This is a genomic window from Leucobacter sp. G161 (assembly GCF_001482305.1).
In the GTDB taxonomy this organism is placed as follows: domain Bacteria; phylum Actinomycetota; class Actinomycetes; order Actinomycetales; family Microbacteriaceae; genus Leucobacter.
This window is the reverse complement of sequence record NZ_LOHP01000063.1, coordinates 48,974-72,485: the sequence shown is the minus strand read 5'-3', so window position 1 is coordinate 72,485 and position 23,512 is coordinate 48,974. Positions and strand designations below refer to the sequence as shown.

Genomic DNA, 23,512 nt, shown 5'->3' with positions numbered 1-23,512 from the left:
GGCTGACACGACCACCCAGGCGTTGCCGATGCGACTCTTCCAGAGCGCAGGGGATCGTCGTCAGGCGAAAGAACTGCAGCGCGAGCTTGACCTCATCGAGGCTAGTCTCCTTGAGAACCTCGGCTTCGCCTCTGCCGTCGCGGATGCACCCGCTCGCTACCTCGCTGAGGCCGGAGGCAAGCGGATCCGCCCGATGCTCACGGTACTCACCAGTCAGCTCGGAGACGGCCCGAACGAGCTCGTCCGCCGCGCTGCGGTCGCCGTCGAGATGACGCACCTCGCCTCGCTCTATCACGACGATGTCATGGACGAAGCGACTCTGCGTCGCGGCGTCTCCGCATCGCACATGGTGTGGTCGAACTCGGTCGCGATCCTCGCGGGCGACTTGCTGTTCGCGCGCGCCTCGTCGCTCGTCGCCGGCATGGGCGAGGACGCGATCCTGCTCCAGGCGCGCACCTTCGAGCGGCTCTGCCTCGGCCAGCTACACGAGACCGTCGGCCCGCAGCCCGAGGATGAGCACATCGCGCACTACATTCAGGTGCTCGCCGACAAGACCGGTGCGCTCATCTCGACTGCTGCACGCATGGGCGTCATGTTCGGCGGCGGCAGTGCTGAGCACGCGAACGCCGTCACCGAGTACGGCGAGCGCATCGGCGTCGCCTTCCAGCTCATCGACGACGTCATTGATCTCTCCCCAAAAAAGGAGCAAACGGGCAAGCGTGCGGGTACTGACCTCCGCGCGGGCGTCGCAACGCTCCCCCTGCTCCTCCTTCGAAACCGTGCCGCATCAGGCGATACCGACGCACAAGCGCTCCTCACCCGCATCGACGCGGGCGTGCAGGCGATTGCTGACGGCGCCGATCTGTCGGTCATGGATCCAGAGGTTGACGCGCTCTACAACCATGTTGTGACGCGCGAGACCGAGGCAACCGCCCAGCGTTGGGCCGACGAAGCTGTCGCAGCACTGAACGTGCTGCCCAAATCGCCGGTGAAGCGCGCGCTTGAGCGCATGGCGGAATCCATTGTTTCGAGGGAAGGGTAGTTCCGAGGGTATGAGCAAAATGCGCCTGGCCATTGTGGGGGCCGGACCAGCCGGCATTTATGCTGCAGACCTGCTGTTGAAAGCGGAACGTGATTTCGAGGTGGAGATTGACCTCTTCGAGCAACTCCCTGCGCCCTATGGGCTCGTTCGTTACGGCGTCTCCCCCGATCACCCGCGCATCAAGGGCATCATCAACGCCCTGCGTGACGTGCTCGACAGCGGCGAGATCCGCTTCTTCGGCAACGTCCGCTACGGGCAGGACCTCACACTCGACGACCTCAAGCAGCACTACAACGCTGTCATTTTCTCGACGGGCGCGATCCGCGATGCGATGCTCGGCGTGCCCGGCATCGACGCCGAGGGATCGTACGGTGCCGCTGACTTCGTCAGCTGGTTCGACGGCCATCCTGACGTGCCGCGCACCTGGCCACTCGAGGCCGCGTCTGTCGGCGTCATCGGCAACGGCAACGTCGCACTCGACGTGTCGCGCATGCTCATCAAGCACGCCGATGACCTGCTCGTCACCGAGATCCCCGAGAACGTGTACGACGGGCTCAAGGCGAACCCCATCGAGGAGCTGCACCTGTTCGGGCGCCGCGGCCCGAAGTATGTGAAGTTCACGCCGCTCGAGCTCCGTGAGCTCGGCGAGGTGCGCGACGTCGACATGGTGATCGACGAACGCGACTTCGCGCACGCCGACCCGTACGCCGACGAGGTGCTCGCGAAGAACAAGCAGGTCACGGTCATGACCCGCATCATGGACAAGTGGCGGGACGAGCAGCGTGCACGCGAGGCCGGCGAAACCGAGCCGTCGTCGCGTCGCCTGCACCTGCACTTCTGGTCGAAGCCTGTCGAGGTCGTCACCGAAGAGGGCCGGGTCACCGGTCTGAAGATCGAGCGCACCGCGCCCGATGGTGAGGGCGGCATCGTCGACACCGGCGAGTTCGAGGTGATCCCGATGCAGTCGCTCTACCGCGCGGTCGGCTACTTCGGTTCACCGCTTGACGAGATTCCGTTTGATGAGAATCGCGGCGTGATCCCGAACGACCGCGGCCGCGTGCTCGATCTCGAGGGCGCTCAGATCCCCGGGGTGTACGCGACCGGGTGGATCAAACGCGGCCCCATCGGCCTCATCGGCCACACAAAATCGGACGCTATGGAGACGCTTGAGCGCCTTATGGAGGATTCGACTACATGGTGGCAACCCGAGCATGGTGACGCGAACATCATTCCTGAGCTACTCTCGAATCGGGGGGTGCCATACACAAACCTCGACGGGTGGCACCGACTCGACGAGCACGAACTGTCGCTTGGCGAAGCAGCCGGGCGCACGCGCATCAAGGTTGTCTCGCGCGACGAGATGACCCGCGTTTCGCGCGGAGAATAACGACCGCTCGCGCGTGAGGCGCACGCCACGGGCCACCAAGGACCGGCGCCTCACGCGTTACTCAGCAAAGAGCATTCTGACGGCATCCGTGACGGGAATGCCCTCCCGATTGGCGCGCGCCCGCGCCATATACCGACGGTCCGAGGGAAGCCGCTCCAGCCCCGAGGCACGGAGTTCCGCAACAAGCTGCGCGATACGGTCAGCAAAGCTGCCGTCTCCGCCTCGCTCGGGGTCGATGAGGATCAGGAGTTGCCCCGTCCGTGCGGTACCGCCATCTTCTGGGGCCTCGGCAAACACCAGGTCGTCACGGTAGGAGAAGGCTCCGCCGGTGAGGCCTGAGGCCAGAATCTCGACCATGATCGATATGTTTGCTCCTTTGTGTCCACCGAATGGGAGCAACCCTCCAGACTCGAGTATCTCGTCAGGGTCGGTCGTGTCGCGGCCATGCGTGCCAGTACCTGTTCCAACGGGGACAGGTTCTCCTGCCTGAGCTCGGAGCTGCAGATCGCCATGGGACATTGTGGAGGTTGCAAAGTCCATGACGAGGGGGTCGCTCCCAGCAACCGGGGTTGCGAACGCAAACGGGTTCGTTCCGAGCATCTTTCGATCGGCACCACGGGGAATCACAGACGCACCACCCGTCACCATCGTTATCCCCAATACCCCACGTCTTGCGAACGGCTCGATATCTGGCCACAGGGAGCTAAAGTGGTGTGAGTTTCGGATTGCGACCACGGCAACCCCTACGCTCTCCAGCGCCTCGTCGATCACCGAGGATGCCGCGTTGATCGCGGGCTGGGAGAACCCATTTGCCGCGTCAACCCTAATGAATGCCGCACTGGATTCCTCCACTCGGGGAACCGCAGCCCCGTCGGCCCAGCCGCTTCGCAATGATTTCAGGTAACCAGGCACCCGAAACACACCGTGGCTCACCGCACCGTCACGCTCGCAACTGGCGCAGTTCTCCGCAAGGACCGCCGCCACACCGGGATCGGCCCCTGCTTGCTCAAGCAGAAATCGAATTCTGGCCTCGAGCGCCTCGAACCGAATCTGAGAGCCCAATGCTGAGCGAGATGTATTCTCCGAGTTGGCAGGATTGAAATCAACCACGTGTTCCCCTTTGATGACAAAACCACATTGTCTGACAATAAGATAATATTGTAATTTGGGCACGTAGCCCTACCCGGCACACCGGCCAGTGATTCTGCTCAACAGGAGAGCCATGCACCCACTCGACTCCAGACCAGTTGGACCCGGCGTCTCAGGTCCAGCAAAGATAACGAGCCTTTCGCGCAGAGACGCGGTAAGGCTCGAAATCCGCAGAGCAATCATTCTCGGCTCCCTGAACCCCGGCGACAGGCTTACTGAGGCCCGTCTTGCCGACCAACTGGGCGTGAGCCGCCCGACCGTCCGCGAAGCACTCAACGCATTAGCCGAGGAGGGCCTCGTCACCAAACAGCCTTACAAGGGGCTGCGTGTGGCACAGCTCGATCCCGCTGCTATACACGACATCGCAGTCAGCCGGACGGCCCTCGACATGGTCGCCGTCGAAGCAGTGCTCAACGACCGAACCGGAGCGAAGTTCGCAACGATTGAGCGCGGCTGGCAGACCTACGCCGTCAACGTATACAACTCGGATCCGGTTGTTCAGCACGACGCCCACCTCGAGTTTCATCGGTGCATCTGGGAAGCCTCCGGAAACTTTCTACTCGAAAAACTCTGGCCAGTCACCGCAGCCCAACTCACCATCGCGCTCGCGGAAGACCAGCGGCGCCGCTCGGACCCAGAGCGCGAGTACGAGATACACCTCTCCCTCATGGAAGCGCTGCGAACCCGAGACTTCGATACGATCCGGGACGCCATCTCCGCCCACACCCTCGTGAGCGCGGACGAGATCGTCGCCATGATGCTCGCGGAACGGAGCAGCCTATGAAGACACTTGTCATCGGAGCCACTGGCCACATAGGTTCTGCCGCCGTTGCGGCACTCGCTCCTCGCCATGAAGTCATCGGAGTTGGGCGCACGTCAACCCCCGGGGTAGACATTGAGGACCCCGCCTCAATTCAGCGGCTCTTCGAGACAGTGGGGCGGGTGGACGCGGTCATCTGCGCGGTTGGATCGGCACCATTCAAGCCCGCTTCTGACCTCAGCCTTGACGACTTCGATGCCGCATACCGCGGGAAGGTCTTCAGTCAGTTAGCCGTATTTACGAGCGCCCTCCCCTACCTTACTGACGGTGGATCGATCACACTCACGACGGGAATCCTCGCGCGTGAGCCGGTTCGCACCGGTGCGGCAGCTTCACTCGCAAACGGTGCAATTGAGGCGTTTGTGATGGCCGCCGCACCGGAGCTTCCGCGCGGTATCCGAATCAATGCCGTAAGCCCCTCGGTTCTACGGGAAGCACACGGGTACCATGCCCTATTCGCCGGGTTTGAGCCCGTGCCCTCGGAACGCGTTGGGCTCGCATTCGTGCGTTCGGTTGAGGGCATTGAGAGCGGGCGCAGCTACGAAGTCAACTAACCCACCCCGAAACCCCTGACCTCCGCCGCTTTGGCCCAGGAGAGGTCAGGGGTTTGTCGACTTTCAGGACAATTTTCACTGGCAGCTTGATTGTAAGACAGCATGACGCTATTGTCGGATTGTAAGACAGTTACGTCTGGGTGGCGCCCTCGCCACTCCGCAGCGTCCATCTGATGTGGGCGACGTCCGGCCCTTACCCGAACACTGAAAGAGACAACGATGTCAAAGACAAGCAAGATCATCCTCGCGGCTCTCGGCGCCGTGATCCTGGCCGTCGCAGCCGGATTCTTCGGCTCCACCCTCAACGGGGGCGGAGGTGGGAGTGGCCCAGCTGCCTCCACCGAAGGTGCTTGGCTCGCAAAGATCAAGAAGCAGGGCGAGCTTCGGGTGGGAATCGCCTCGGCACCTCCTATGACTGCCGAGCAGCCCGACGGGAAGATGGGTGGCCCGAACGTCCTCCCCCTTCAGAAGCTCGCGGACGAAATGGGCGTGAAGTTCACCCCCGTTGCCGCGGAGTGGAGCAAGATGGTGTCCGGCCTACAGGCGGATCGCTTCGATGTCGCCGCGTACCTCGACTCAACCTCGGAGCGGTCGCTTGCAATCCAGTTCACCAACGCGGTCTACACCTATCAGGGCGTCTTCATCGTCCCGGCCGACTCGGGCCTCACGAGCGTTGATGACATCGTCAACACGGGCAAGCCTGTCGCCCTGGCGAGCGGCACCTCGTATGAGCCCGCAATCAAGTCCCTGGGAGTCGAGCTGATGACGACCGAGAGCATCCCGAACGCAGTAACTGCAATGAAAGCTGGGCGCGCTGTTGCTGCTTTCGCAGATCTCCCCACAGTCGCAGATGCTGCCCAGAAGGACCCCTCCCTCAAGATCGTGGTTCCGGAGCCCGCCATCTTCACTCAGGATTCCAACTACGGCGTCAACGCAAACATCGATCCTCGCTCGTTGCAGGTGCTGAACATTGCCATCCGCGGAGCGCAGAACGACGGTTCACTCTCACGCGCATTCGCTGAGGCCGGCATCATCGAGGTCGAAACCCTCGGCGATCTCCGGATGAAGTAGACGGACCCTACCTAACTACTCTCATGATGCTCAGAACTTACGACTTCGACTGGAATGTCGTCACCAGCAACTTCCCGAGGCTACTCGAGGGCCTCGGCATGACGCTGCTGATCGCGGTTATCGTGATCGCGATCAGCATGGTGCTCGCCATTCCCGTCGCGCTCATGCGCATGTCGCAGATCGAGGTTGTCCGTTGGCTTGCCCAGGGGTACATCGAGCTCTTCAGGTGCACGCCACTTCTCATCCAGCTGTTCTGGGTGTACTACGCAATGCCGACGCTTACGGGAATCACGATCCCGGGAGTCATCTCAGCTGTTATCGCGCTCACGCTCAACCTCACTGCGTTCATGGCTGAGGCGTACCGCTCCGGCTTCCAGGCCGTGCCGATCGAACAGATCGAAGCGGGGAAGATGCTGCGGCTCACCAACTGGCAGCGGATGCTCCACATCGTCATACCGCAGGCCCTCAGGCAGCAACTCCCGGTCATCCTGTCGTTGAACATCTCACTCTTCAAGGACACAGCGTTGGTCTCAACGATCGCCGTCGCTGACCTGATGTTCACTGCGAACAAGATCGCGTCCGAGTCGTACCGTGCACTTGAGATCCTCACCACCGCAGCACTCATGTACTTCGTCGTTGCGTTCCCGGTGTCGCTCATTCTCAGCCGCATTGAACGCAACATGATGGCAGGTAACAGCCGCGGTGGCAAGAAGAGCAAGTCCGTCGCAGCCCAGCTGGTCCCAGGAACGAAAGTGCAGGTCACGGCATGAGCGAGCATAGCGCGCCACGATCGGGTGGGGTCCGGACGATCACAGCGTCCATCGGCGAGGCACTCGTCTCCGCCCGCGGTCTCCAGAAGAGCTTCGGAGACCGCCAGGTCATGAAGAACGTCGATTTCGATATGCTCATGGGCGACATTACCGTCATCATTGGCAAGTCTGGGTCTGGAAAGAGCACGCTCCTTCGCGCTCTCGCAGGGCTCACAGACCCCGATGAGGGGCGGATCATGTTCGATGGCGAGATTGTCTTTGAGAACCAGCAGCGCACGCCCGTATGGAAAGAGGTCGACTCATACGTCGGCATGATCTTCCAGTCCTACACCCTGTGGCCACACATGGACGTTGCGAAAAACCTGACGCTTGCTCCGCGCAAGAAGCTCGGGCTCAGCGAGGAGGAGGCGATGGAGCGAGCGAAGAAGTCGCTCGCGGAAGTGGGGATGTCGGAGCATCTGCATAGCCGCCCGAGCCAGCTTTCAGGTGGTGAGCGGCAGCGTGCCGCAATCGCGCGAGCGCTCATGATGGAGCCGAAGCTGCTGTTGTGTGACGAGATCACGAGCGCGCTTGATCCCCCAGTCGCGGCCGAGGTGCTTGGCGTCCTGCAACGACTCAAGGAGGACGAGGGGATTGCGGTTGCCCTCGTAACCCACGACATGGCGTTCGCCTCGAAAGCAGCGGACCGCCTTGTGTTCTTCCACGAAGGCGAGATCGCAGTCAACACGACACCGCGCGAGGCCTTCAACCAGACCGACCATCCCGAACTGAAGAAGTTCGTCGACGCGGTCAGGTTCTAACGAGGTGGGGTGCACAACCGAGTTGTGCACCCCACTGGCTCAGCGCCTCCTTGTGGGGCGCAGTCCAGCTGTGCCCACAGGGCAGTCATACCCACATCGCTGCGAGGCTCGCCTCGCCACAGGCAAGGAATAACATGGCAAAGTACCGGGTCCAAAACCCCGCGACGGGCGACATTCTCGAGGAGTTTGAGTCCGCAACCGACGCCGATATCGAGGGCTTCCTCGAGCGCGCGGATGCGACCTACCGCGGCTGGCGTGAGCGCAGCGTGCAAGAGCGAGCGGCCGTTGTTGGCCGGGTCGCAGACCTGTTCGCAGAACAGCGCAGCCACCTCGCTCGACTCATCTCGCTCGAGATGGGCAAGTCTCTTCCCGAGTCTCTCGATGAGGTTGACTTTGCCACCGACATCATCCGGTACTACTCGGTGCACGGACCAAGCCTGGTCACTGCCAACGAAATCCCAAGCACGATCCCAGGCACAGCGATGATCGAGCGCCTTCCAATCGGAGCGCTCCTCGGGGTGATGCCGTGGAACTTCCCCTACTACCAGGTCGCTCGATTTGCTGCGCCCAACCTGCTGCTCGGAAACACGATCCTCCTCAAGCACGCGGATATTTGTGGGCGCTCAGCGGCCTTCATCCAAGACATCATGGAGCAGGCTGGTGTGCCGACTGGGGCCTACCAGAATGTTCGCGCCTCACATGCCCAGATCGCCACGATGATCGCCGACCCCCGTGTGCAGGGGGTATCACTCACCGGCTCCGAGCGTGCGGGTGCCATCATCGCCGCCAAGGCCGGCACCCACCTGAAGAAATGCGTCCTCGAACTCGGAGGCATCGATCCAATGGTGGTGCTCGATGCTGACGACGTGGCCGCAGTTGCCGCAGAAGCTTGGAACTTCCGTGTCTATAACGGCGGCCAGGTCTGCAACTCGAACAAGCGGCTCATCGTCATGGCCGACATCTACGATGAGTTCGTCGCCGAGCTGAAAAAGCTCGCGACGGGACTGGTCCCGGGTGACCAGCTCGACCTCCCGCCGGGTGCGTACGCACCGCTCTCATCACGCGCAGCGGCTGAAACTGTGCACGCCCAGGTTACGCGCGCAGTGGCCGCGGGTGCGACCCTCGAGGCTGGCGGTGAACTGTGCGATGGGTCCGCCGCTTACTACTCCCCGGCGGTACTCACCGGGGTACCACGAGGATCTGACTCATACAGTGAGGAAATTTTCGGTCCTGTAGCGATCGTATACCGGGTATCAAGCGATGAGGAGGCACTCGAGCTCGCGAACGACTGTGCGCTCGGTCTCGGCGGATCGGTGTTTTCCAGGGATGAGGCCCGCGCTGCGAGGGTCGCCGCACGCCTCGAGGTTGGCATGGCACATGTCAATATCATCGCGGCCGAGGCAGCAGAACTTCCGTTCGGAGGTGTTAAACGCTCGGGTTTTGGGCGCGAAATGGGGCCGGTCGGTATCGATGAGTTCGTCAACAAGCGCCTCTACTTCGTAGCGGCCAACTAGGTTCGGAAGGATACCGAGTTGCACACAGTCGTTATTGGAGGCGGAGTCATCGGTCTCACGTCTGCCTACCACCTCGCCCGCGCGGGAGAAACCGTCACCGTAATCGATCAGCGGGACACCGGCCAGGGGGCGAGCGATGTGAATGCCGGCTGGGTCGTTCCAGCCGAGTCTGCCCCGGTCCCAGGGCCTGGTGTCGTGCTCCAGTCGCTCAAGTGGATGACCCGGCCCGACAGCCCGCTCTACATCAAGCCGTCACTCAAGCCCGACTTCATCTCGTTCATGCTCGGCATGTTTCGAGCATCCAATGCAAAGTCGCAGCGGGCCGGGTTCGCGGCGCACCTCGCGCTTGCAGAAGACTCGGTGCATCTCTTCGATGACTACCGGGCCGACGGTATCAACTACGAGCTCCACCACCAGGGCCTCCTAATGGCGTTCACTGACAAAGAGCTCATGCACCACCACCTCGGCTATGTCGATCTCACGAAGCGCTACGGTCTTTCACCGGAGTCTCTCGTGGGTGATGCCGTTCGCGAACATGAACCGCTGCTCAACGACAGTGTCGAGGGTGGCCTGTACTTCCCGAAGGAACTCCACCTCGACCCCGGCGGGTTCGCCGCGGCAATGCGGGCAAAGCTTGTGGATCTCGGAGTTGACGTGGTTGAGCACGCGGCGATCGACGCTGCGCAGATCAACGACGGCCGGATCTTGAGCGTGTCGTCAGGCAACAGGGTGTTCGCGGGAGACCGTTTCCTCCTTGCCGCCGGTGCGTGGAGCGGCGAGCTGTCACGGATCTTCGGCGCGAATCTCCCGATCCGCTCCGGGAAGGGCTACTGCGTTGAGGTTGCCCCCTTCGGGCTACGTGGGGCAACCAACCTTCATGATGCGAAGGTCGCCACCACTCCGCTAAGCGACCGTTTCAGGCTCGCGGGCACGATGGAGTTTGGCGGACTGGACGAAAAGATCAACCAAGTTCGCGTTGACGCGATTCTCCGCGCCCCTGGGCAGTACTTCCGAGACTGGGAGCCTCCCGCCAAGGCGGAAATCAAGCCCCGAGCAGGCATGCGGCCAATGTCCCCAGATGGGCTTGCCATCATCGGTCGCCTCCCCAGGCTAAGCAACGGCTTCGTCTCGACAGGGCACGGCATGCTCGGAGTCACGCTCGCCCCCGCAACGGCTCGAGTCGTCACGGATCTCATCCGTGACGGGCACGAGTCTCCTCTGCTCGCCCCATTCTCCCCCGCCCGCTTTCGCGGCGGTCGCTAGTACCCACGCACAAAAGGAACAATCATGACTCGTAAGAACGCCAACCTCACTGGGATCTTTGCCGCGATCCCCACCCCTTTCTCCGCAGACGGCTCCACAATTGACGAGCTCGCGTTGCGGGATCAAATCGACCGCATGGTCGCCGGAGGGATCTCGGGTGTCGTGCCAACAGGCACGACCGGTGAGTTTTTCAGCCTGAGTGATGCCGAGTACCGCGCCGCAATCCGCCTCAATGTAGAAGCTGCCGCCGGGCGAATCAAGGTCATCGCGGGCGTCGGCAGCACCAGTACTGCCGGGGCAGTCGAGTACGTGACGTACGCGGAGGAAGTCGGCGCGGACGCCGTCATGGTGGTGCCACCGTTCTACGACCCGCTCTCGTTTGATCAGCTCATGGCATTCCTCCGCCGCGTCTCTGCGGCGACAAGCCTAGAGATCATGTACTACAACGTTCCCGGCGCGACCGGCATCCATCTCGACGCTGCTCAGCTCGCAGAGATCGGCACGATCGACGGGGTGAACTATTTCAAGGACACCTCCGGAGACGCCGTCACCCTCACCGATATACTCACGAGCCGCACCGAAAACATCACGGCATTCAATGGCTGGGACACCCTCACCTTTCTCGGCATTTCCCTCGGAGCAAAGGGCTCGGTATGGGGCGTTGCCTCGATCGCCCCCGCTCACGCCGCAGAGCTATTTCAGACGATCGCTGTAGAGAAGGATCTCGAGCGTGGCCGCCAGCTCTGGGCACCGCTGTGGGAGTTGAGTTCAGTGCTCGAGTCGGTAAACTACCCCGCCGGAATCAAAGCTGCGATCGAGCTCAGTGGCCACGTTGCAGGCCCGGTGCGGGAACCGCTGCTGCCGCTCGCTGACGTAGACCGCGAACGGATTGCCGCTTCCCTCGATCGACTCGGTCTGCTCGCCTAATGACGCGCGAAGTCTTCTCGGTCAACACTATCGAGGTGCACGCAGAGGGTGAGCCTGGACGCATTGTTCCGAACGCCGATCGCTTCGTGCGCGGCGAGACAATGGCCGAGCGCTTTGACTACTGCGTGCGCGAGCTTGACGGCCTGCGGAAGCTCCTGCTGCGGGAGCCAAGGGGCTACCCGGCAACATGCGGCGTTTTCCTCGTTTCCCCCGTTACCCCAGGCGCGGACTTTGGGATCATCGTGCTCGAGCAAGGCGGGTTCACTCCAATGTCGGGCAGCAACACGATCTGTGCCGTCACCGCCGCAATAGAGACTGGGATCGTTCCAGCGCGCGGCCCGGAAACCGAGGTGGTGATCGATACAGCCGTCGGCGTCGTGCGAGCGACGGCCCACGTCGTCGACGGCAAGGTCGAGACCGTGACTGTCGCGAACGTGCCATCGTACGCGGTAGAGCTTGATTGTCCGATCACAGTGCCGGAGTTCGGAGCACTACGTGTCGACGTGGTCTTTGGTGGTCAGTTCTTCGTGCAGCTCGACGCAGCACAGCTCAATATTGAGCTCATCCCGGAGAACGCAAAGCAGCTCACCCGCGCCGGAGCGCTCATTAAAATGGCCGCACTCGAGCAGATCAGCGTTGCGCACCCAAGCAACCCGTCGATCAACAAAATTGCTATGGCGCTGATCCACAACGGAGACAGGTTGCCAGGAAAGCAGGCGCGCAACGCGAACGTACTCACGAGCGCACCGCTCGATCCCTTACGGGAGGAGAGCTGGACGGGTGTGCTCGACCGCTCACCGTGCGGCACCGGTACGAGTTCTCGCATGGCGGCGTTGCACGCCCGTGGCCAGCTCGCGCTGCACGAGGACTTTTCCCACCAGAGCATCATCGGATCCGAGTTCATCGGCCGCCTGGTGGGCGAAGTCGACCTCGGCGGCCACTCCGCTGTGCTTCCGACCGTCACTGGTAGGGGCTGGATCACCGGCCGCGCGACATGGCAGCTCGACCCGTCTGACCCGTACAGCGAGGGATATACCCTCGGCGACATCTGGGCCGCTTAGGCCCCCAGCAGAAAGACACCATCATGAAGCGTTTCGCAGGCAAAGTTGCACTCGTCACCGGCGGGGGCGGCGGGATCGGCTCAGAAACCTGCCGGCGGCTCGCCTCGGAGGGGGCACACGTCTATGTGGCGGACGCAGTTGCCGAGCATGCGGTAACCGTCGCGGCAGGCATTCGCGAGGCGGGCGGGGAGGCCCAGGAACTCGTGTTCGATCTCACGTTGGCCGAAGCCTGCCGTGCTGCCGTCGCAGAGGTTGAGGCCGCATCTCCAAGCGGGGCAATCGACGTCCTCGTGAACAATGCTGGAGCGATGCGCCGCGGCGCGCTGCTCGAGACAAGCGAGCCTGACTGGGAGCTGAGCTTCGCGGTCAACGTCGACGCGCTGTTCCACATGTGCCGAGCAGTGCTGCCCGGCATGATCGCGGCGGGCACAGGATCCATCGTCAACACTGCCTCGCAATGGGGGCTGACCCCGGCACCCGGGCACATTGCCTACAACGTCACGAAGGCAGCCGTAGTGTCCTTCACGAAGAGCCTTGCCCGTGACTATGCGCCGTCCAATGTGCGCGTCAACGCCGTGTGCCCGGGTGAGATCCACACCCCGATGCTCGAGCGAGGCATCGCTGAAAAGGGCAAGACGATCGCAGATCTCGATGCGATGGTGCCGCTCGGGCGCATCGGTAGGCCGGACGAGGTTGCGGCGCTCATCGCCTTCCTCGCCTCGGATGAGGCGGAGTTTGTATGCGGGGCCTGCGTTGAGATCACTGGCGCCCAGGCGGTTGCCTAGTGTCCGCGCTCACGAAGCTTGAGCTCGCTGGACGTACCGTGCTCGTCACCGGAAGCTCCCGCGGTATCGGCCGCGCGACAGCGCAGCTCCTCCACCAGCGCGGGGCGTCGGTGATTGTGCACGCTAGATCCGCCTCTGCACACACCGACAGCCTGATCTCGCTGTTCGGGAACCGCGGTGCCCTCGTTACCGGCGACCTCCAGGACGCCGGAGGAGCCCGTGAGGTCTGGAGCCGGGCCGAACGCGCTTTCGGACATATCGACGTGCTTGTCAACAACGCGGGTGCCTGGCTCCCGTCGTCGTTAGAGCCAGCTAGCGAGTGGGATGCCGGCTGGGAGGCTAACCTCGGGCTCAACCTCATCGCACCAGCGGAACTGAGCCGTCGAGCGATCCTTCACTTCCGCAAGCGCCGGGGCGGCATCATCGTGAACCTTGCGAGCCGCTCCTCTCACCGGGGTGATGACGCCGAGCACCTCGCATACGGTGCCGCGAAAGGTGGTCTGCTCGCACTCACTAAGGGGATTGCGAGGGGCTACGGCCACGAGGGCGTACTTGCATATGCTGTTGCACCCGGCTGGGTCGCAACAGATCTCGCAGACGGAGCCCTCGAGCAGTCGGTGCTCGATGCCCTCCCGCTCGGTGAGGTGACGCCGCCGAGCGATGTGGCCGAAGTGATCGCGTTCCTCGCCACCGGGCGGGCTAGGCACACAACAGGGAGCACGATAGATATCACAGGTGCCGATTACGTGCGTTAGTCTGGGTCGGGGGTCGGGGCCCCTTGTTCACAACAACGGCTAGGCTCCGAATCTCATGCTGAGAAGCCGCAGGACGATCTGCGGCGGACACTGGCCCGTCGCTTACCAAGCGCACAGACCTGAACGGCCACCCAAGGGAGGAACTCGAAGACGATGTTCGAAAAGATTCTGGTTGCAAACCGCGGAGAGATCGCGATTCGCGCTTTTCGCGCTGCAAATGAACTGGGCGCGAAGACGGTAGCTGTTTACCCGTATGAGGACCGCAACTCGCTCCACCGGTTGAAGGCAGACGAGGCGTACCTCATCGGCAAGGAGGGCGGCCCCGTGCGGGCGTACCTCGATATCGCCGAGATCGTGCGTGTCGCGCAGGAGTGCGGCGCTGACGCGATTTACCCCGGCTACGGTTTCCTCTCCGAGAATCCCGAGCTCGCGGCAGCGGCAGAGGCCGTCGGGATCACGTTCATCGGGCCGGGCCGCAAGGCGCTCGAAATGGCAGGCAACAAGGTTGCCGCGAAGGAGCACGCGATCGCCGCTGGCGTGCCGGTGCTGCGATCCACACCGCCCTCAACTGACGTCGAGGCGCTCATCGCAGGAGCCGAGGGCATCGGCTACCCGGTGTTCGCGAAGGCGGTCGCCGGCGGCGGCGGTCGCGGCATGCGTCGCGTTGAGCGCGCAGAGGATCTCCGTGAAGCCCTCGAGGCTGCGATGCGCGAGGCTGAGAGCGCGTTTGGCGATGCAACCATGTTCATCGAGCAGGCCGTGCTGCGTCCGCGCCACATCGAGGTGCAGGTCCTCGCGGACGGCACCGGCGAGGCAGTACATCTTTTCGAGCGAGACTGCTCGGTGCAGCGCCGCCACCAGAAGGTCGTCGAGATCGCGCCAGCGCCGAATCTCACGCAGGAGCAGCGCGACGCAATGACCCGCGACGCCATCGCGTTCGCGAAGTCGATCGGTTACGCGAACGCTGGCACGGTCGAGTTTCTCCTCGACACCGAGGGTGAACGCAAGGGTGAGCACGTGTTCATCGAGATGAACCCGCGCATCCAGGTCGAGCACACTGTCACCGAGGAAATCACAGACGTCGATCTTGTGCAGTCGCAGATGCGGATCGCTGCTGGCGCGACGCTCGCAGAGCTCGGCCTGACGCAGGACAAGATCCAGATCCACGGCGCCGCCCTGCAGTGCCGCATCACCACTGAGGATCCCGCGAACGGCTTCCGCCCCGACCTCGGCCGGATCTCGGCCTACCGCTCCCCCGGCGGCAGCGGCGTGCGCCTCGACGGTGGCACCATCAACCCTGGCGCCTACATCAGCCCGCACTTCGACTCGATGCTCGCGAAGCTCACGTGCCGTGGCCGCACCTTCGAGGACGCCGTCGTGCGCGCACGCCGCGCGCTCGCTGAGTTCCGCATCCGCGGCGTCGCAACAAACATCCCGTTCCTGCAGTCGGTGCTCGAGGATTCCGACTTCCAGGCGGGCGACGTCTCGACGGCGTTCATCGAGGAGCGGCCCGAGCTGCTCACGTTGAATAAGCCGAAGGATCGCGCGACCCGTCTGCTGCAGCACCTCGCGAACGTCACAGTGAACCAGCCGAACGGCGCACGCCCGCAGACGATCGAGCCCGCCGTGAAGCTGCCGTCGCTCGACCTCAGCGAGCCCGCGCCGGCTGCCGGCCGCCAGCAGCTGCTCGAACTCGGACCCGAGGGCTTCGCGAAGGCCCTGCGCGAGCAGACTGCGCTCGCCGTCACCGACACCACGTTCCGCGATGCGCACCAGTCGCTGCTCGCGACCCGCGTGCGCACCCGAGACCTCGTCGCGGTTGCCCCGTACGTCGCCCGCATGACGCCGCAGCTGTTCTCCGTCGAGGCGTGGGGCGGTGCGACGTACGATGTCGCGCTCCGGTTCCTCGGCGAAGATCCCTGGGAGCGGCTCGCTGCGATGCGCGAGGCGCTGCCAAATGTGCCGATTCAGATGCTGCTCCGCGGCCAGAACACCGTCGGCTACACGCCGTACCCGCCGAAGGTCGCCCAGGCCTTCGTGCGTGAGGCTGCCGATACCGGCGTCGACGTGTTCCGCATCTTCGACGCGCTCAACGACGTGAACCAGATGCGCGTCGCGATCGACGCCGTGCGCGAGACCGGCTCAGCCGTCGCCGAGGTCGCCTTCTGCTACACCGGCGATCTACTCTCGCCAGCCGAGGACAAGTTCACGCTCGACTATTACCTGTCGCTCGCCGAGCGCATCGTTGACGCCGGCGCGCACGTGCTCGCGATCAAGGACATGGCTGGGCTGCTCCGCCCGGCCGCGGCAGCAAAGCTCGTCACCGCGCTGCGCGAACGCTTCGACCTGCCCGTGCACCTGCACACGCACGACACCCCGGGCGGCCAGCTCGCGACCCTCCTCGCAGCATCGGCCGCGGGCGTTGACGCGGTCGACGCGGCTTCGGCCCCGATGTCGGGCACCACGAGCCAACCGTCGCTCTCGGGCCTCGTCGCCTCGCTCGCCAACACCGAGCGCGACACCGGCATCGACCCCGACGCCGTGTACGAGCTCGAGCCGTACTGGGACGCCGTGCGCACCCTGTACAAGCCGTTCGAGTCTGGCCTCACCGCGCCGACGGGTCGCGTGTACACGCACGAGATCCCGGGCGGCCAGCTGTCGAACCTGCGCCAGCAGGCGATCGCGCTCGGCCTCTCCGAGAACTTCGAGAAGATCGAGGATATGTACGCCGCGGCGGATCGCATCCTCGGCCGCATCCCGAAGGTCACCCCATCGTCAAAGGTCGTCGGTGACCTCGCGCTGCACCTCGCAGCAGTCGACGCCGACCCGGCCGACTTCGAGGCGAACCCCGAGAAGTACGACGTACCTGATTCGGTCGTGGGCTTCCTCGCGGGCGAGCTCGGCGAGATCCCGGGTGGCTGGCCCGAGCCGTTCCGTTCACGCGTGCTCGAGGGCCGCGAGGTCTCTATCGAGGTCGCGCCCGTCGCGCCCGAGGACGAGGCGAAGCTCGACGGCGACAGCGCGTCACGCCGCAGCACGCTCAACCGGCTACTCTTCCCGGCGCCCACCGCGCAGTTCGAGGAGGCACGCGAGCGCTTCGGTGACCTCTCGGTCGTCGACACCGGCGACTACCTGTACGGGCTCGACCCCGCCGCGGAGCACGCGATCGACCTCAGCCGCGGCGTGCGCCTCTACGTTGGCCTCGAAGCCATCGGTGCCGCAGATGAGAAGGGCGTGCGCACCGTGATGGTGCGCGTCAACGGCCAGCTGCGTCCCGTGTTCGTGAAGGACGAGCGGATCACCGTCACGGCTGTCACCGCTGAGAAGGCAGACCGTACCGCGGCCGGCCAGATCGCCGCGCCCTTCTCGGGCACCGTCACCGTGAAGGTCGCCGAGGGCGACTCGGTCGCTGCGGGCCAGGCAATCGCGACGATCGAGGCAATGAAGATGGAGGCCGCGATCACCAGCCCCGTCGCCGGCGTCGTCAAGCGCCTCGCGTTCGACGGCACCCGCGGTGTCGAGGCAGGCGACCTCGTCCTCGTCATCGAGTAACGCGCGTGAGGGTGGTTGCCTGGGCTAGCCCAGGCAACCACCCTCTGTGCTGTCCCCGCAGGCAGGCCGCGCCCGCCTGTCTGCGCCCGCGCTTGCCTCCGCCCGCGCCTCGCTCAACTGCCATGTCGTCAGCGAAGTCAGGAGTTTTTTACCGTTAAAAGCTCCTGACTTCGCTGAGGTTATGGCACTTCGGCGGGGAGTTGCGCGAGAACGCCAGCCCGCTACGCTCCGAGTGCTGCGGCGAGCGCCGTGAGCGTTTCGGTGGTGCCGGCGTCGATGCGGACGGCGAGGGCGGGGCGACGGTCAACGGCGGTCGGCCCGCGGTTGATCACCGCGAGCGGGTTTCCCCGCCGTTCGGTCTTGTGCACGAGTCGCATCCCCGTGTTGACGGCGAGGGATGACCCGGCGATGAGCAGCGCCGTCGATCGCTCGACCAGCGATGCTGCGGCCTCAAACACGGGTACGGGGACGGTCTCCCCGAAGTACACGACGTCGGGCCGGAGCATGCCGCCGCAGCCCGGGCAGAGCGGTACCCGTACCGATTCCACTTCACCCACGAGTGCGTCGCCGTCGGGGGCGATCTCTGCGTCGGCGTTCCGCTCCGCGTAGCCGGGGTTGAGCGTGTCGAACCAGCTGAGGGTTTCCGCACGCGTCCATCGTTCGCCACACTGGAGGCAGCGCATGGTGCCGCCCCCTCCGTGGAGTTCGACGACGGTGCGGGTTCCGCCTCGCTTGTGCAGGCCGTCAACGTTTTGCGTAATGACGCCCTCGATGTGCCCGGCGGCTTCGAGCCGCGCGAGGGCGCGATGCCCGTCGTTGGGTTCGATTGTGCTCATGCTGTTCTGCCCGATCCGGGCTCCGGCCCAGAAGCGGCGCCGGTAATGGGCGTCCTCGGTGAACTGCGCGATGTTCATGGGCGTGCGCGGCGGCGTGCCAGCTCCGCGATAGTCGGGAATGCCTGAGTCGGTACTCATTCCGGCGCCGGTGAGCACCGCGACGGTGCCGCGCTCGAACAACGAGATGAGTTCGGCGAGCTGGGTTTCAGGGAGTGCTGCGTTCACGCCCCCAGCTTACGTTGGCGCCCCTGAGCGGGCCGCCCGCAGTTGCAGCCACACGGCGAGGAGGGTGTCGGGGTCTCCAAGAGAAACCCCAGTGAGCTCTTCCGCTTTCCGCAGTCGGTATCGGATGGTGTTTTCGTGCACTCCAGCTCCTGCCGCGGCGCGCGTGACGTTTCCAAAGGATTCGCACCACCAGAGCACGGCATCGGCTACGGACGCATGCTCCCTCGCGAGCCGGTCGAGCCGGGGGTCGACGAGTGTGGCGTCGGCAGCAAACAGGTCGCTCACCCGCGAGAGCAGGAGTTGTGGGCGGAGCGCTTCGACGGTGAGGACACGGTCGCCTGCTCGGAATGGCGACTGGGCGGCGGTGTCGAACAGCCAATCGGCTCGCTCGCGCAACTCTGCGACTCCACCCACCCTGTGCGTCCTGCCGGGCACTGCGATGACGATCCCCGCGCCGTCGTCGGTGCCGATGAGCCTATCGAGGATCGGTAGCAGTGGGTCGATGATGCGTGCGAGCGCTGCGGGCTCTTCAAACGAGATGAGGGCGTAGACGCGGCCGCGACGCACCACGGTCGCGGTCTCGGGGCGGTGAAGGGCGAGATGCCGCTGCACGGTCGTCCGGAGCTGTGCGAGCGTGGTCGGGTGTTCGTTGGCTCCGGGGGCGAACGCGAGCAGCTGCGCGCCGCGTTCCTCGGGGATGCCGAGCTCGACCAGTTCGGAACCCGCGACGCCCCTGCCCGAGAGCATGGTGCGCAGCAGCTCTTCGCGAGGCGCCTGCCCCGCCTCACGGACACGAATATCGTCGAGCATGTGTCCGGCAGCAAGCCCCGCCGCCCGTTTCACGTGCTCCACCTGCGTTGGTGTGAGTGCCTCCTCCCCCGAGGCGTCGATGGCCCAGATCGTACCGAGCGGTAGCGCGCCCGCGCGGATCGCACAGGCAATTCGCGGGAGTTCGTCGTCGAGCTGCGGATACTTGATGGGCTCATCGGAGCGGATCACTGAACGGTACTGGTCGTCATTGAACGGCGATTCGGGCACCCGACGCGCGAGAATACCGCGTGTGCGGAGGGAGTCAATGAGCTGGCCTGGGACGGATGAGTACGCGACGATTCTGCGCCCCAGGTCCTCGATCGCGACCGAACCCCCGAAGTGGCCCGCGAGTTCGTTGGCGAGCGCGAACAGGGGTTCCGAACCGTGATCTGGGCGCGCGCTCTCGGTGCTGCGCTGCTCACCCAGCAGGCCGCCGACAAGCGCCTCGAAGAGTCGCCAGCCAACGCGTTCAACCACGCGCAGGATCGGGATCCCGCTGGTCTCCGCGATCGCGGCAATGGTCGGAGCAGTGTCGTCAGCGCACTTGAGCGCAAGTGCCGCGTAGCGCAGTTCTGCTGCCTGGGCAGCGAGAGCGGACAGTGCGACGACGTCGAGGGTCGACCCCGAGGGCACGATGAGCAGCACGCCCGCCTGGTCGGGGAGCTCGTCCATCGCGTCATAGAACTCGGTGCCGAGCACGGGCACGTTGACGTTCAACGCGCCGAGGGCGGTCACTGTGCGTGGCCCTAGATGGTCGACGAGTTCCCCGAGCCGGAGCGACCTCGAGAGCAGTGTTGGCGGTTCTCCTGCATTCATTCGGCAAATCTATCCGATTTCCACAAAAAATGACCACGCACTCCGTCCTAGGCTGGCTTCGCAACGACGCGAACTGGAGGACACCTTTGTCGAACGAACTCACGACGGCTCAGCCCGCCCCGGCCAATACACGGCTCGGAGAACTGTGGAGCATACTCCCTGAGGAGTCCAGCAGGGTCGTAGGGCCCGAGGGTGGCGAGCTCGCCATCGGCGGTGTCGCGGTCAGCGAACTCGCCGAAGAATTCGGCACCCCACTGCACGTCATGGACGACGCGGGGCTGCGTCGCCAGATCCGCCGCTTCATCGATGGGCTGCGCGAGCGCTGGCCGAACTCCGAGGTGCTGTACGCATCGAAGTCGCTCCCCGCGGTCGGCATGTACCGCGTTGCGCAGGAGGAAGGCCTGTCGGTCGACGTGGCCGGCGGCGGTGAGATCAAGCTTGCCCTCGCTGCGGGCGTTGACCCCGAGCGGATTCACTTCCACGGAAACGCCAAAACCGACGCTGAGCTCCAGCTCGCGATCGACGCAGGCATCGGCACAATCATCGTCGATAACGAGGACGAGATCGATCGCCTCGAGCGACTCCTCACCTCACCTCAGAAGGTGCTGCTTCGCGTCATCCCCGGCGTTGAGGCCGAAACACACGCTTCGCAGGCCACGGGCGGCGCGCGGTCGAAGTTCGGGCTGCCCATGGACCAGGCCAAGTCCGCGATCGAACGCATGCGGGCGATGCCCCTCATCGATTTCGAGGGCGTTCACCTCCACATCGGCTCACAGATCTTGAACACGACCCAGTTCGCGCAGGCCGTTGAGAACATCTCCTCGACTGGCACCTTCCGTACCTACGATGTTGGCGGCGGACTCGGCGTGAAGTACACGTACGGGGAAGAAGCGCCCAGCGTCGAGGCGTACCTCGACGCTGTCGTCGCTGCGGCGAAGGCCCACCTTCCAGCCGACGCGAAGCTCATGATCGAGCCCGGGCGATCCGTCGTGGCGCGCGCCGGCGTGACGATCTACCGCGTCGTGTCCGTGAAGCGCACCGGCGAGGTCTTCGTCGCGGTCGACGGTGGGCTCGCGGACCAGATGGACATCGCGCTCACGCAGCAACGCTACGAGGCGGTCCTCGCGAACCGGATCGACGAGCCCTGGACCGACAGCGCTCAGGTCGTCGGGCGACAGTGCGAGTCGGGCGATCTGCTCGTCGACGGCGCCCCGATGCCGGCGCCGCGAGTCGGCGACCTCATCGTCATGCCCGTCACCGGCGCATACGCCTACACCATGTCAAACAACTACAACGGCGCACTCAAACCCGCGATCGTGTTCGTGCGTGACGGGGTTGCCCGCCTGGCGGCCCGCCGCGAAACCTACGACGACCTCCTCGCCACTCACGCACCCGTGCTCGCCTTCACCCGCTGACCCGCACTCGCGTCGGCAACACCCCCACCCTCCAATGATGAAGGACCCCCACATGAAGAAGACACCGATCATTGTCGCTGCAGTCGCAGCATTCACGCTACTGCTCGCCGGCTGCTCGCCCGCCGCTGACGCGGATGACGCTGCGGCCCAGACGGGCCCCAACGTGCCCACCGCCGATGAGGTCTCCACGACAGCGGACCCTGCGCTCACCGAACTCCTTCCCGCCGCAATCGCAGAAAAAGGCAAGCTGTCGATCGCCGTCGACATCCCGTTCCCGCCCATGGCGATGTACGACGACAAGAACCGGGAGGTCGGTTTCGATCCCGAACTCGGTCGGCTGCTCGGTCAGAAGCTCGGCGTCGACGTCGTCATCAACAAACAGGCATTCGACTCAGTGATCCCGGCGCTGCAAGCAGGCAAGAGCGACATGATCATGAGCGGGATGAACGACACGGAGGAACGCCAGCAGACGCTCTCCTTCGTTGACTACTCGCACGGTGGCTTCGCGATCGCGGTGAAGGCCGGAAATGAGGCTGGAATCGCCGAGCAGCAGGACCTGTGCGGCAAGACAGTGTCCGTGCAGAAGGCGACGATCCAGGGCGACCTGCTCCGCGCCATGAACTGCGACGTCTCGGTGATGGAGCTCCCCAGCGATCTTGATGCACAAACCGCGCTGCGCGCGGGCAAGAGCCAGGCGTATGTAGCCGACGCGGTGGTCGCCGAGTACGTGGTCGCGACGACCGACGACGGCAACGCATTCGAGATCGTACGCGACCCCAACAACCCGGCCGGTTTCAACCCGGTCTACTCGGGCATCGGCATCCTCAAGGACAACACCGAACTCGTTGCTGCGATCCAGGCTGCGCTGCAGGCACTCATCGACGAGGGCACGTACGAGCAGGTCCTCGAACGCAACCACATCGGCGCCTACGCGGTTGACGCTGCCGACGTGAACCAGGGTAAGGACGCCTGATGACCGCGTCTACCCTCGCGCCTCCCGCACCGCCCGTTGAGCAGCACACCGATGATGACGTGACGGCAGTTCCGCTGCGCAGGCCGTGGCGATGGATCAGCGCCGTCATCGTGCTCGCGCTTCTCGTCTGGTTCGTCACGACCATCGCGACCAACCCGAATCTCGACTTCACCACCGTTGGGGCGTTTCTGTTCGACGCCCGCATCCTCAGCGGCGTCTGGCTCACGATCCTCATCACCGTGATTTCGATGGTCGTCTCGACGGTCCTCTCGATCGTCATCGCGGCCATGCGGCTCTCCTCGAACCCAGTGCTCTCAAGCGTCGCCTGGTTTTACGTGTGGGCCTTCCGCGGCACCCCGCTGCTGGTGCAGATCGTGCTCTGGGGCTACCTCGGACTGCTCTTTGACCGGATCCGTGTCGGGATCCCGTTTACCGGCGTCGAGTTCTGGTCGGTCGACACGAACACGCTCGTCACGCCGCTCATCGCTGGCTTGCTCGCGCTCACCCTCAACCAGGCCGCCTACTCGTCTGAAATCGTGCGGGCTGGCATGGTGTCTGTCGATGAGGGCCAGCGCGAGGCCGCATACTCGCTCGGCATGTCGCCCCTGTACACGTTTAGGCGGGTACTGCTGCCGCAGGCGATGCGCGTCATCATTCCACCCATGGGCAACGAGCTCATCTCGATGCTGAAGAACACCTCGCTGCTCTCAGTGATCGCCGTGCTTGAGCTCTACACGCAAGCCTCGATTATCTCCTCGTCGAACCTCAAGCAGGTCGAGCTGCTCATCGTTGTGAGCGTCTGGTACCTCTTCATGACGAGCCTGCTCTCGATCCCGCAGTACTACCTTGAGCGCCGCTTCGGTCGCGGCAGCTCACGCAATATACCGCCGACCCCGTTTGAGCGGCTCCGCGCTGCGATGCACAAGCGGAAGCCAGGCCCCGCCCCTGCGCCACCCACACAGATGACAGAGGTGATCGGAGAATGAC

General features: G+C 64.2%; 20 protein-coding genes. 17 read left to right on the top strand and 3 right to left on the bottom strand.

Annotated features, from left to right (window positions below):
* The first annotated feature begins 28 nt into the window (after window positions 1-28).
* Complete coding sequence (locus tag AUL38_RS09860; RefSeq protein WP_083506769.1) at window positions 29-1,042, top strand: polyprenyl synthetase family protein; 1,014 nt, start codon at window positions 29-31, stop codon at window positions 1,040-1,042.
* Between the two features lie 10 nt (window positions 1,043-1,052).
* Window positions 1,053-2,429: an FAD-dependent oxidoreductase gene (locus tag AUL38_RS09855; RefSeq protein ID WP_059061623.1), complete on the top strand. Its 1,377-nt coding sequence runs from the start codon at window positions 1,053-1,055 to the stop codon at window positions 2,427-2,429.
* A gap of 57 nt (window positions 2,430-2,486) precedes the next feature.
* Here AUL38_RS09855 and AUL38_RS09850 read toward each other — a convergent pair whose 3' ends face one another.
* A complete protein-coding gene (locus AUL38_RS09850) occupies window positions 2,487-3,539 on the bottom strand; it encodes an Ldh family oxidoreductase (protein WP_059061620.1) in 1,053 nt (350 codons plus the stop codon).
* A gap of 112 nt (window positions 3,540-3,651) precedes the next feature.
* On the opposite strand from AUL38_RS09850, the gene AUL38_RS09845 reads away from it, so the two are divergent.
* From AUL38_RS09845 to AUL38_RS09790, 12 genes are all read left to right on the top strand, one after another.
* A complete protein-coding gene (locus tag AUL38_RS09845) occupies window positions 3,652-4,362 on the top strand; it encodes a GntR family transcriptional regulator (protein ID WP_059061618.1) in 711 nt (236 codons plus the stop codon).
* Complete coding sequence (locus tag AUL38_RS09840) at window positions 4,359-4,952, top strand: short chain dehydrogenase (protein ID WP_059061616.1); 594 nt, start codon at window positions 4,359-4,361, stop codon at window positions 4,950-4,952. The genes AUL38_RS09845 and AUL38_RS09840 overlap by 4 nt, the downstream gene beginning before the upstream one ends.
* Before the next feature lie 219 nt (window positions 4,953-5,171).
* On the top strand, window positions 5,172-6,023 hold the full coding sequence (locus AUL38_RS09835) for an ABC transporter substrate-binding protein (protein ID WP_059061614.1): 852 nt from the start codon (window positions 5,172-5,174) through the stop codon (window positions 6,021-6,023).
* A 23-nt stretch (window positions 6,024-6,046) separates the two neighbouring features.
* Window positions 6,047-6,793, top strand: coding sequence for an amino acid ABC transporter permease (locus tag AUL38_RS09830; protein ID WP_059061612.1), 747 nt, complete (start codon window positions 6,047-6,049; stop codon window positions 6,791-6,793).
* Complete coding sequence (locus AUL38_RS09825; RefSeq protein WP_059061609.1) at window positions 6,790-7,593, top strand: amino acid ABC transporter ATP-binding protein; 804 nt, start codon at window positions 6,790-6,792, stop codon at window positions 7,591-7,593. Before AUL38_RS09830 ends, AUL38_RS09825 begins: the two co-directional genes overlap by 4 nt.
* Before the next feature lie 134 nt (window positions 7,594-7,727).
* Window positions 7,728-9,107 (top strand): aldehyde dehydrogenase family protein, encoded by a 1,380-nt coding sequence (locus tag AUL38_RS09820; protein ID WP_059061607.1) that lies wholly within the window; start codon window positions 7,728-7,730, stop codon window positions 9,105-9,107.
* 18 nt (window positions 9,108-9,125) lie between these two features.
* On the top strand, window positions 9,126-10,370 hold the full coding sequence (locus tag AUL38_RS09815) for an FAD-binding oxidoreductase (protein WP_059061605.1): 1,245 nt from the start codon (window positions 9,126-9,128) through the stop codon (window positions 10,368-10,370).
* 24 nt (window positions 10,371-10,394) lie between these two features.
* Window positions 10,395-11,297, top strand: coding sequence for a dihydrodipicolinate synthase family protein (locus AUL38_RS09810; RefSeq protein ID WP_059061603.1), 903 nt, complete (start codon window positions 10,395-10,397; stop codon window positions 11,295-11,297).
* On the top strand, window positions 11,297-12,358 hold the full coding sequence (locus AUL38_RS09805; RefSeq protein WP_059061601.1) for a proline racemase family protein: 1,062 nt from the start codon (window positions 11,297-11,299) through the stop codon (window positions 12,356-12,358). The genes AUL38_RS09810 and AUL38_RS09805 overlap by 1 nt, the downstream gene beginning before the upstream one ends.
* 23 nt (window positions 12,359-12,381) lie before the next feature.
* On the top strand, window positions 12,382-13,143 hold the full coding sequence (locus tag AUL38_RS09800; protein WP_059061598.1) for an SDR family NAD(P)-dependent oxidoreductase: 762 nt from the start codon (window positions 12,382-12,384) through the stop codon (window positions 13,141-13,143).
* Entirely contained in the window at window positions 13,143-13,898 is a 756-nt protein-coding gene (locus AUL38_RS09795; protein WP_059061596.1) for an SDR family NAD(P)-dependent oxidoreductase, read from the top strand. The genes AUL38_RS09800 and AUL38_RS09795 overlap by 1 nt, the downstream gene beginning before the upstream one ends.
* A gap of 153 nt (window positions 13,899-14,051) precedes the next feature.
* Window positions 14,052-17,450, top strand: a complete 3,399-nt coding sequence (locus tag AUL38_RS09790) for a pyruvate carboxylase (RefSeq protein WP_059061594.1) — start codon at window positions 14,052-14,054, stop codon at window positions 17,448-17,450.
* 221 nt (window positions 17,451-17,671) lie between these two features.
* Here the strand turns inward: AUL38_RS09790 and AUL38_RS09785 are convergent, their stop codons facing one another.
* Together AUL38_RS09785 and AUL38_RS09780 are read right to left on the bottom strand one after the other, a co-directional pair.
* Entirely contained in the window at window positions 17,672-18,511 is an 840-nt protein-coding gene (locus AUL38_RS09785) for a Sir2 family NAD-dependent protein deacetylase (protein ID WP_059061592.1), read from the bottom strand.
* 9 nt (window positions 18,512-18,520) lie between these two features.
* Window positions 18,521-20,137 carry a CdaR family transcriptional regulator gene (locus AUL38_RS09780; protein WP_059061590.1) on the bottom strand — a complete coding sequence of 539 codons (1,617 nt, stop codon included), beginning with the start codon at window positions 20,135-20,137 and terminating at the stop codon, window positions 18,521-18,523.
* An 86-nt stretch (window positions 20,138-20,223) separates the two neighbouring features.
* On the opposite strand from AUL38_RS09780, the gene lysA reads away from it, so the two are divergent.
* Genes lysA through AUL38_RS09765 form a run of 3 tightly spaced genes read left to right on the top strand, consistent with a single transcriptional unit; the run spans window position 20,224 to window position 23,511 of the window.
* A complete protein-coding gene (lysA, locus tag AUL38_RS09775) occupies window positions 20,224-21,552 on the top strand; it encodes a diaminopimelate decarboxylase (protein WP_059061588.1) in 1,329 nt (442 codons plus the stop codon).
* Window positions 21,553-21,604: 52 nt separating this feature from the next.
* On the top strand, window positions 21,605-22,525 hold the full coding sequence (locus AUL38_RS09770) for a transporter substrate-binding domain-containing protein (protein ID WP_059061585.1): 921 nt from the start codon (window positions 21,605-21,607) through the stop codon (window positions 22,523-22,525).
* Window positions 22,525-23,511, top strand: a complete 987-nt coding sequence (locus tag AUL38_RS09765) for an amino acid ABC transporter permease (RefSeq protein ID WP_059061583.1) — start codon at window positions 22,525-22,527, stop codon at window positions 23,509-23,511. Before AUL38_RS09770 ends, AUL38_RS09765 begins: the two co-directional genes overlap by 1 nt.
* Window position 23,512 lies beyond the last annotated feature (1 nt).

What these genes read in the sequence shown, in the direction of transcription:
- AUL38_RS09825 (WP_059061609.1), top strand. Translation starts at nt 6,790, where the DNA reads ATGAGCGAGCATAGCGCGCCACGATCGGGTGGGGTCCGGACGATCACA.
- AUL38_RS09835 (WP_059061614.1), top strand. Translation starts at nt 5,172, where the DNA reads ATGTCAAAGACAAGCAAGATCATCCTCGCGGCTCTCGGCGCCGTGATC.
- AUL38_RS09805 (WP_059061601.1), top strand. Translation starts at nt 11,297, where the DNA reads ATGACGCGCGAAGTCTTCTCGGTCAACACTATCGAGGTGCACGCAGAG.
- AUL38_RS09845 (WP_059061618.1), top strand. Translation starts at nt 3,652, where the DNA reads ATGCACCCACTCGACTCCAGACCAGTTGGACCCGGCGTCTCAGGTCCA.
- AUL38_RS09855 (WP_059061623.1), top strand. Translation starts at nt 1,053, where the DNA reads ATGAGCAAAATGCGCCTGGCCATTGTGGGGGCCGGACCAGCCGGCATT.
- AUL38_RS09840 (WP_059061616.1), top strand. Translation starts at nt 4,359, where the DNA reads ATGAAGACACTTGTCATCGGAGCCACTGGCCACATAGGTTCTGCCGCC.
- AUL38_RS09830 (WP_059061612.1), top strand. Translation starts at nt 6,047, where the DNA reads ATGATGCTCAGAACTTACGACTTCGACTGGAATGTCGTCACCAGCAAC.
- AUL38_RS09765 (WP_059061583.1), top strand. Translation starts at nt 22,525, where the DNA reads ATGACCGCGTCTACCCTCGCGCCTCCCGCACCGCCCGTTGAGCAGCAC.
- AUL38_RS09820 (WP_059061607.1), top strand. Translation starts at nt 7,728, where the DNA reads ATGGCAAAGTACCGGGTCCAAAACCCCGCGACGGGCGACATTCTCGAG.
- AUL38_RS09810 (WP_059061603.1), top strand. Translation starts at nt 10,395, where the DNA reads ATGACTCGTAAGAACGCCAACCTCACTGGGATCTTTGCCGCGATCCCC.
- AUL38_RS09770 (WP_059061585.1), top strand. Translation starts at nt 21,605, where the DNA reads ATGAAGAAGACACCGATCATTGTCGCTGCAGTCGCAGCATTCACGCTA.
- AUL38_RS09800 (WP_059061598.1), top strand. Translation starts at nt 12,382, where the DNA reads ATGAAGCGTTTCGCAGGCAAAGTTGCACTCGTCACCGGCGGGGGCGGC.
- AUL38_RS09860 (WP_083506769.1), top strand. Translation starts at nt 29, where the DNA reads ATGCGACTCTTCCAGAGCGCAGGGGATCGTCGTCAGGCGAAAGAACTG.
- AUL38_RS09790 (WP_059061594.1), top strand. Translation starts at nt 14,052, where the DNA reads ATGTTCGAAAAGATTCTGGTTGCAAACCGCGGAGAGATCGCGATTCGC.
- AUL38_RS09780 (WP_059061590.1), bottom strand. Translation starts at nt 20,137, where the DNA reads ATGAATGCAGGAGAACCGCCAACACTGCTCTCGAGGTCGCTCCGGCTC.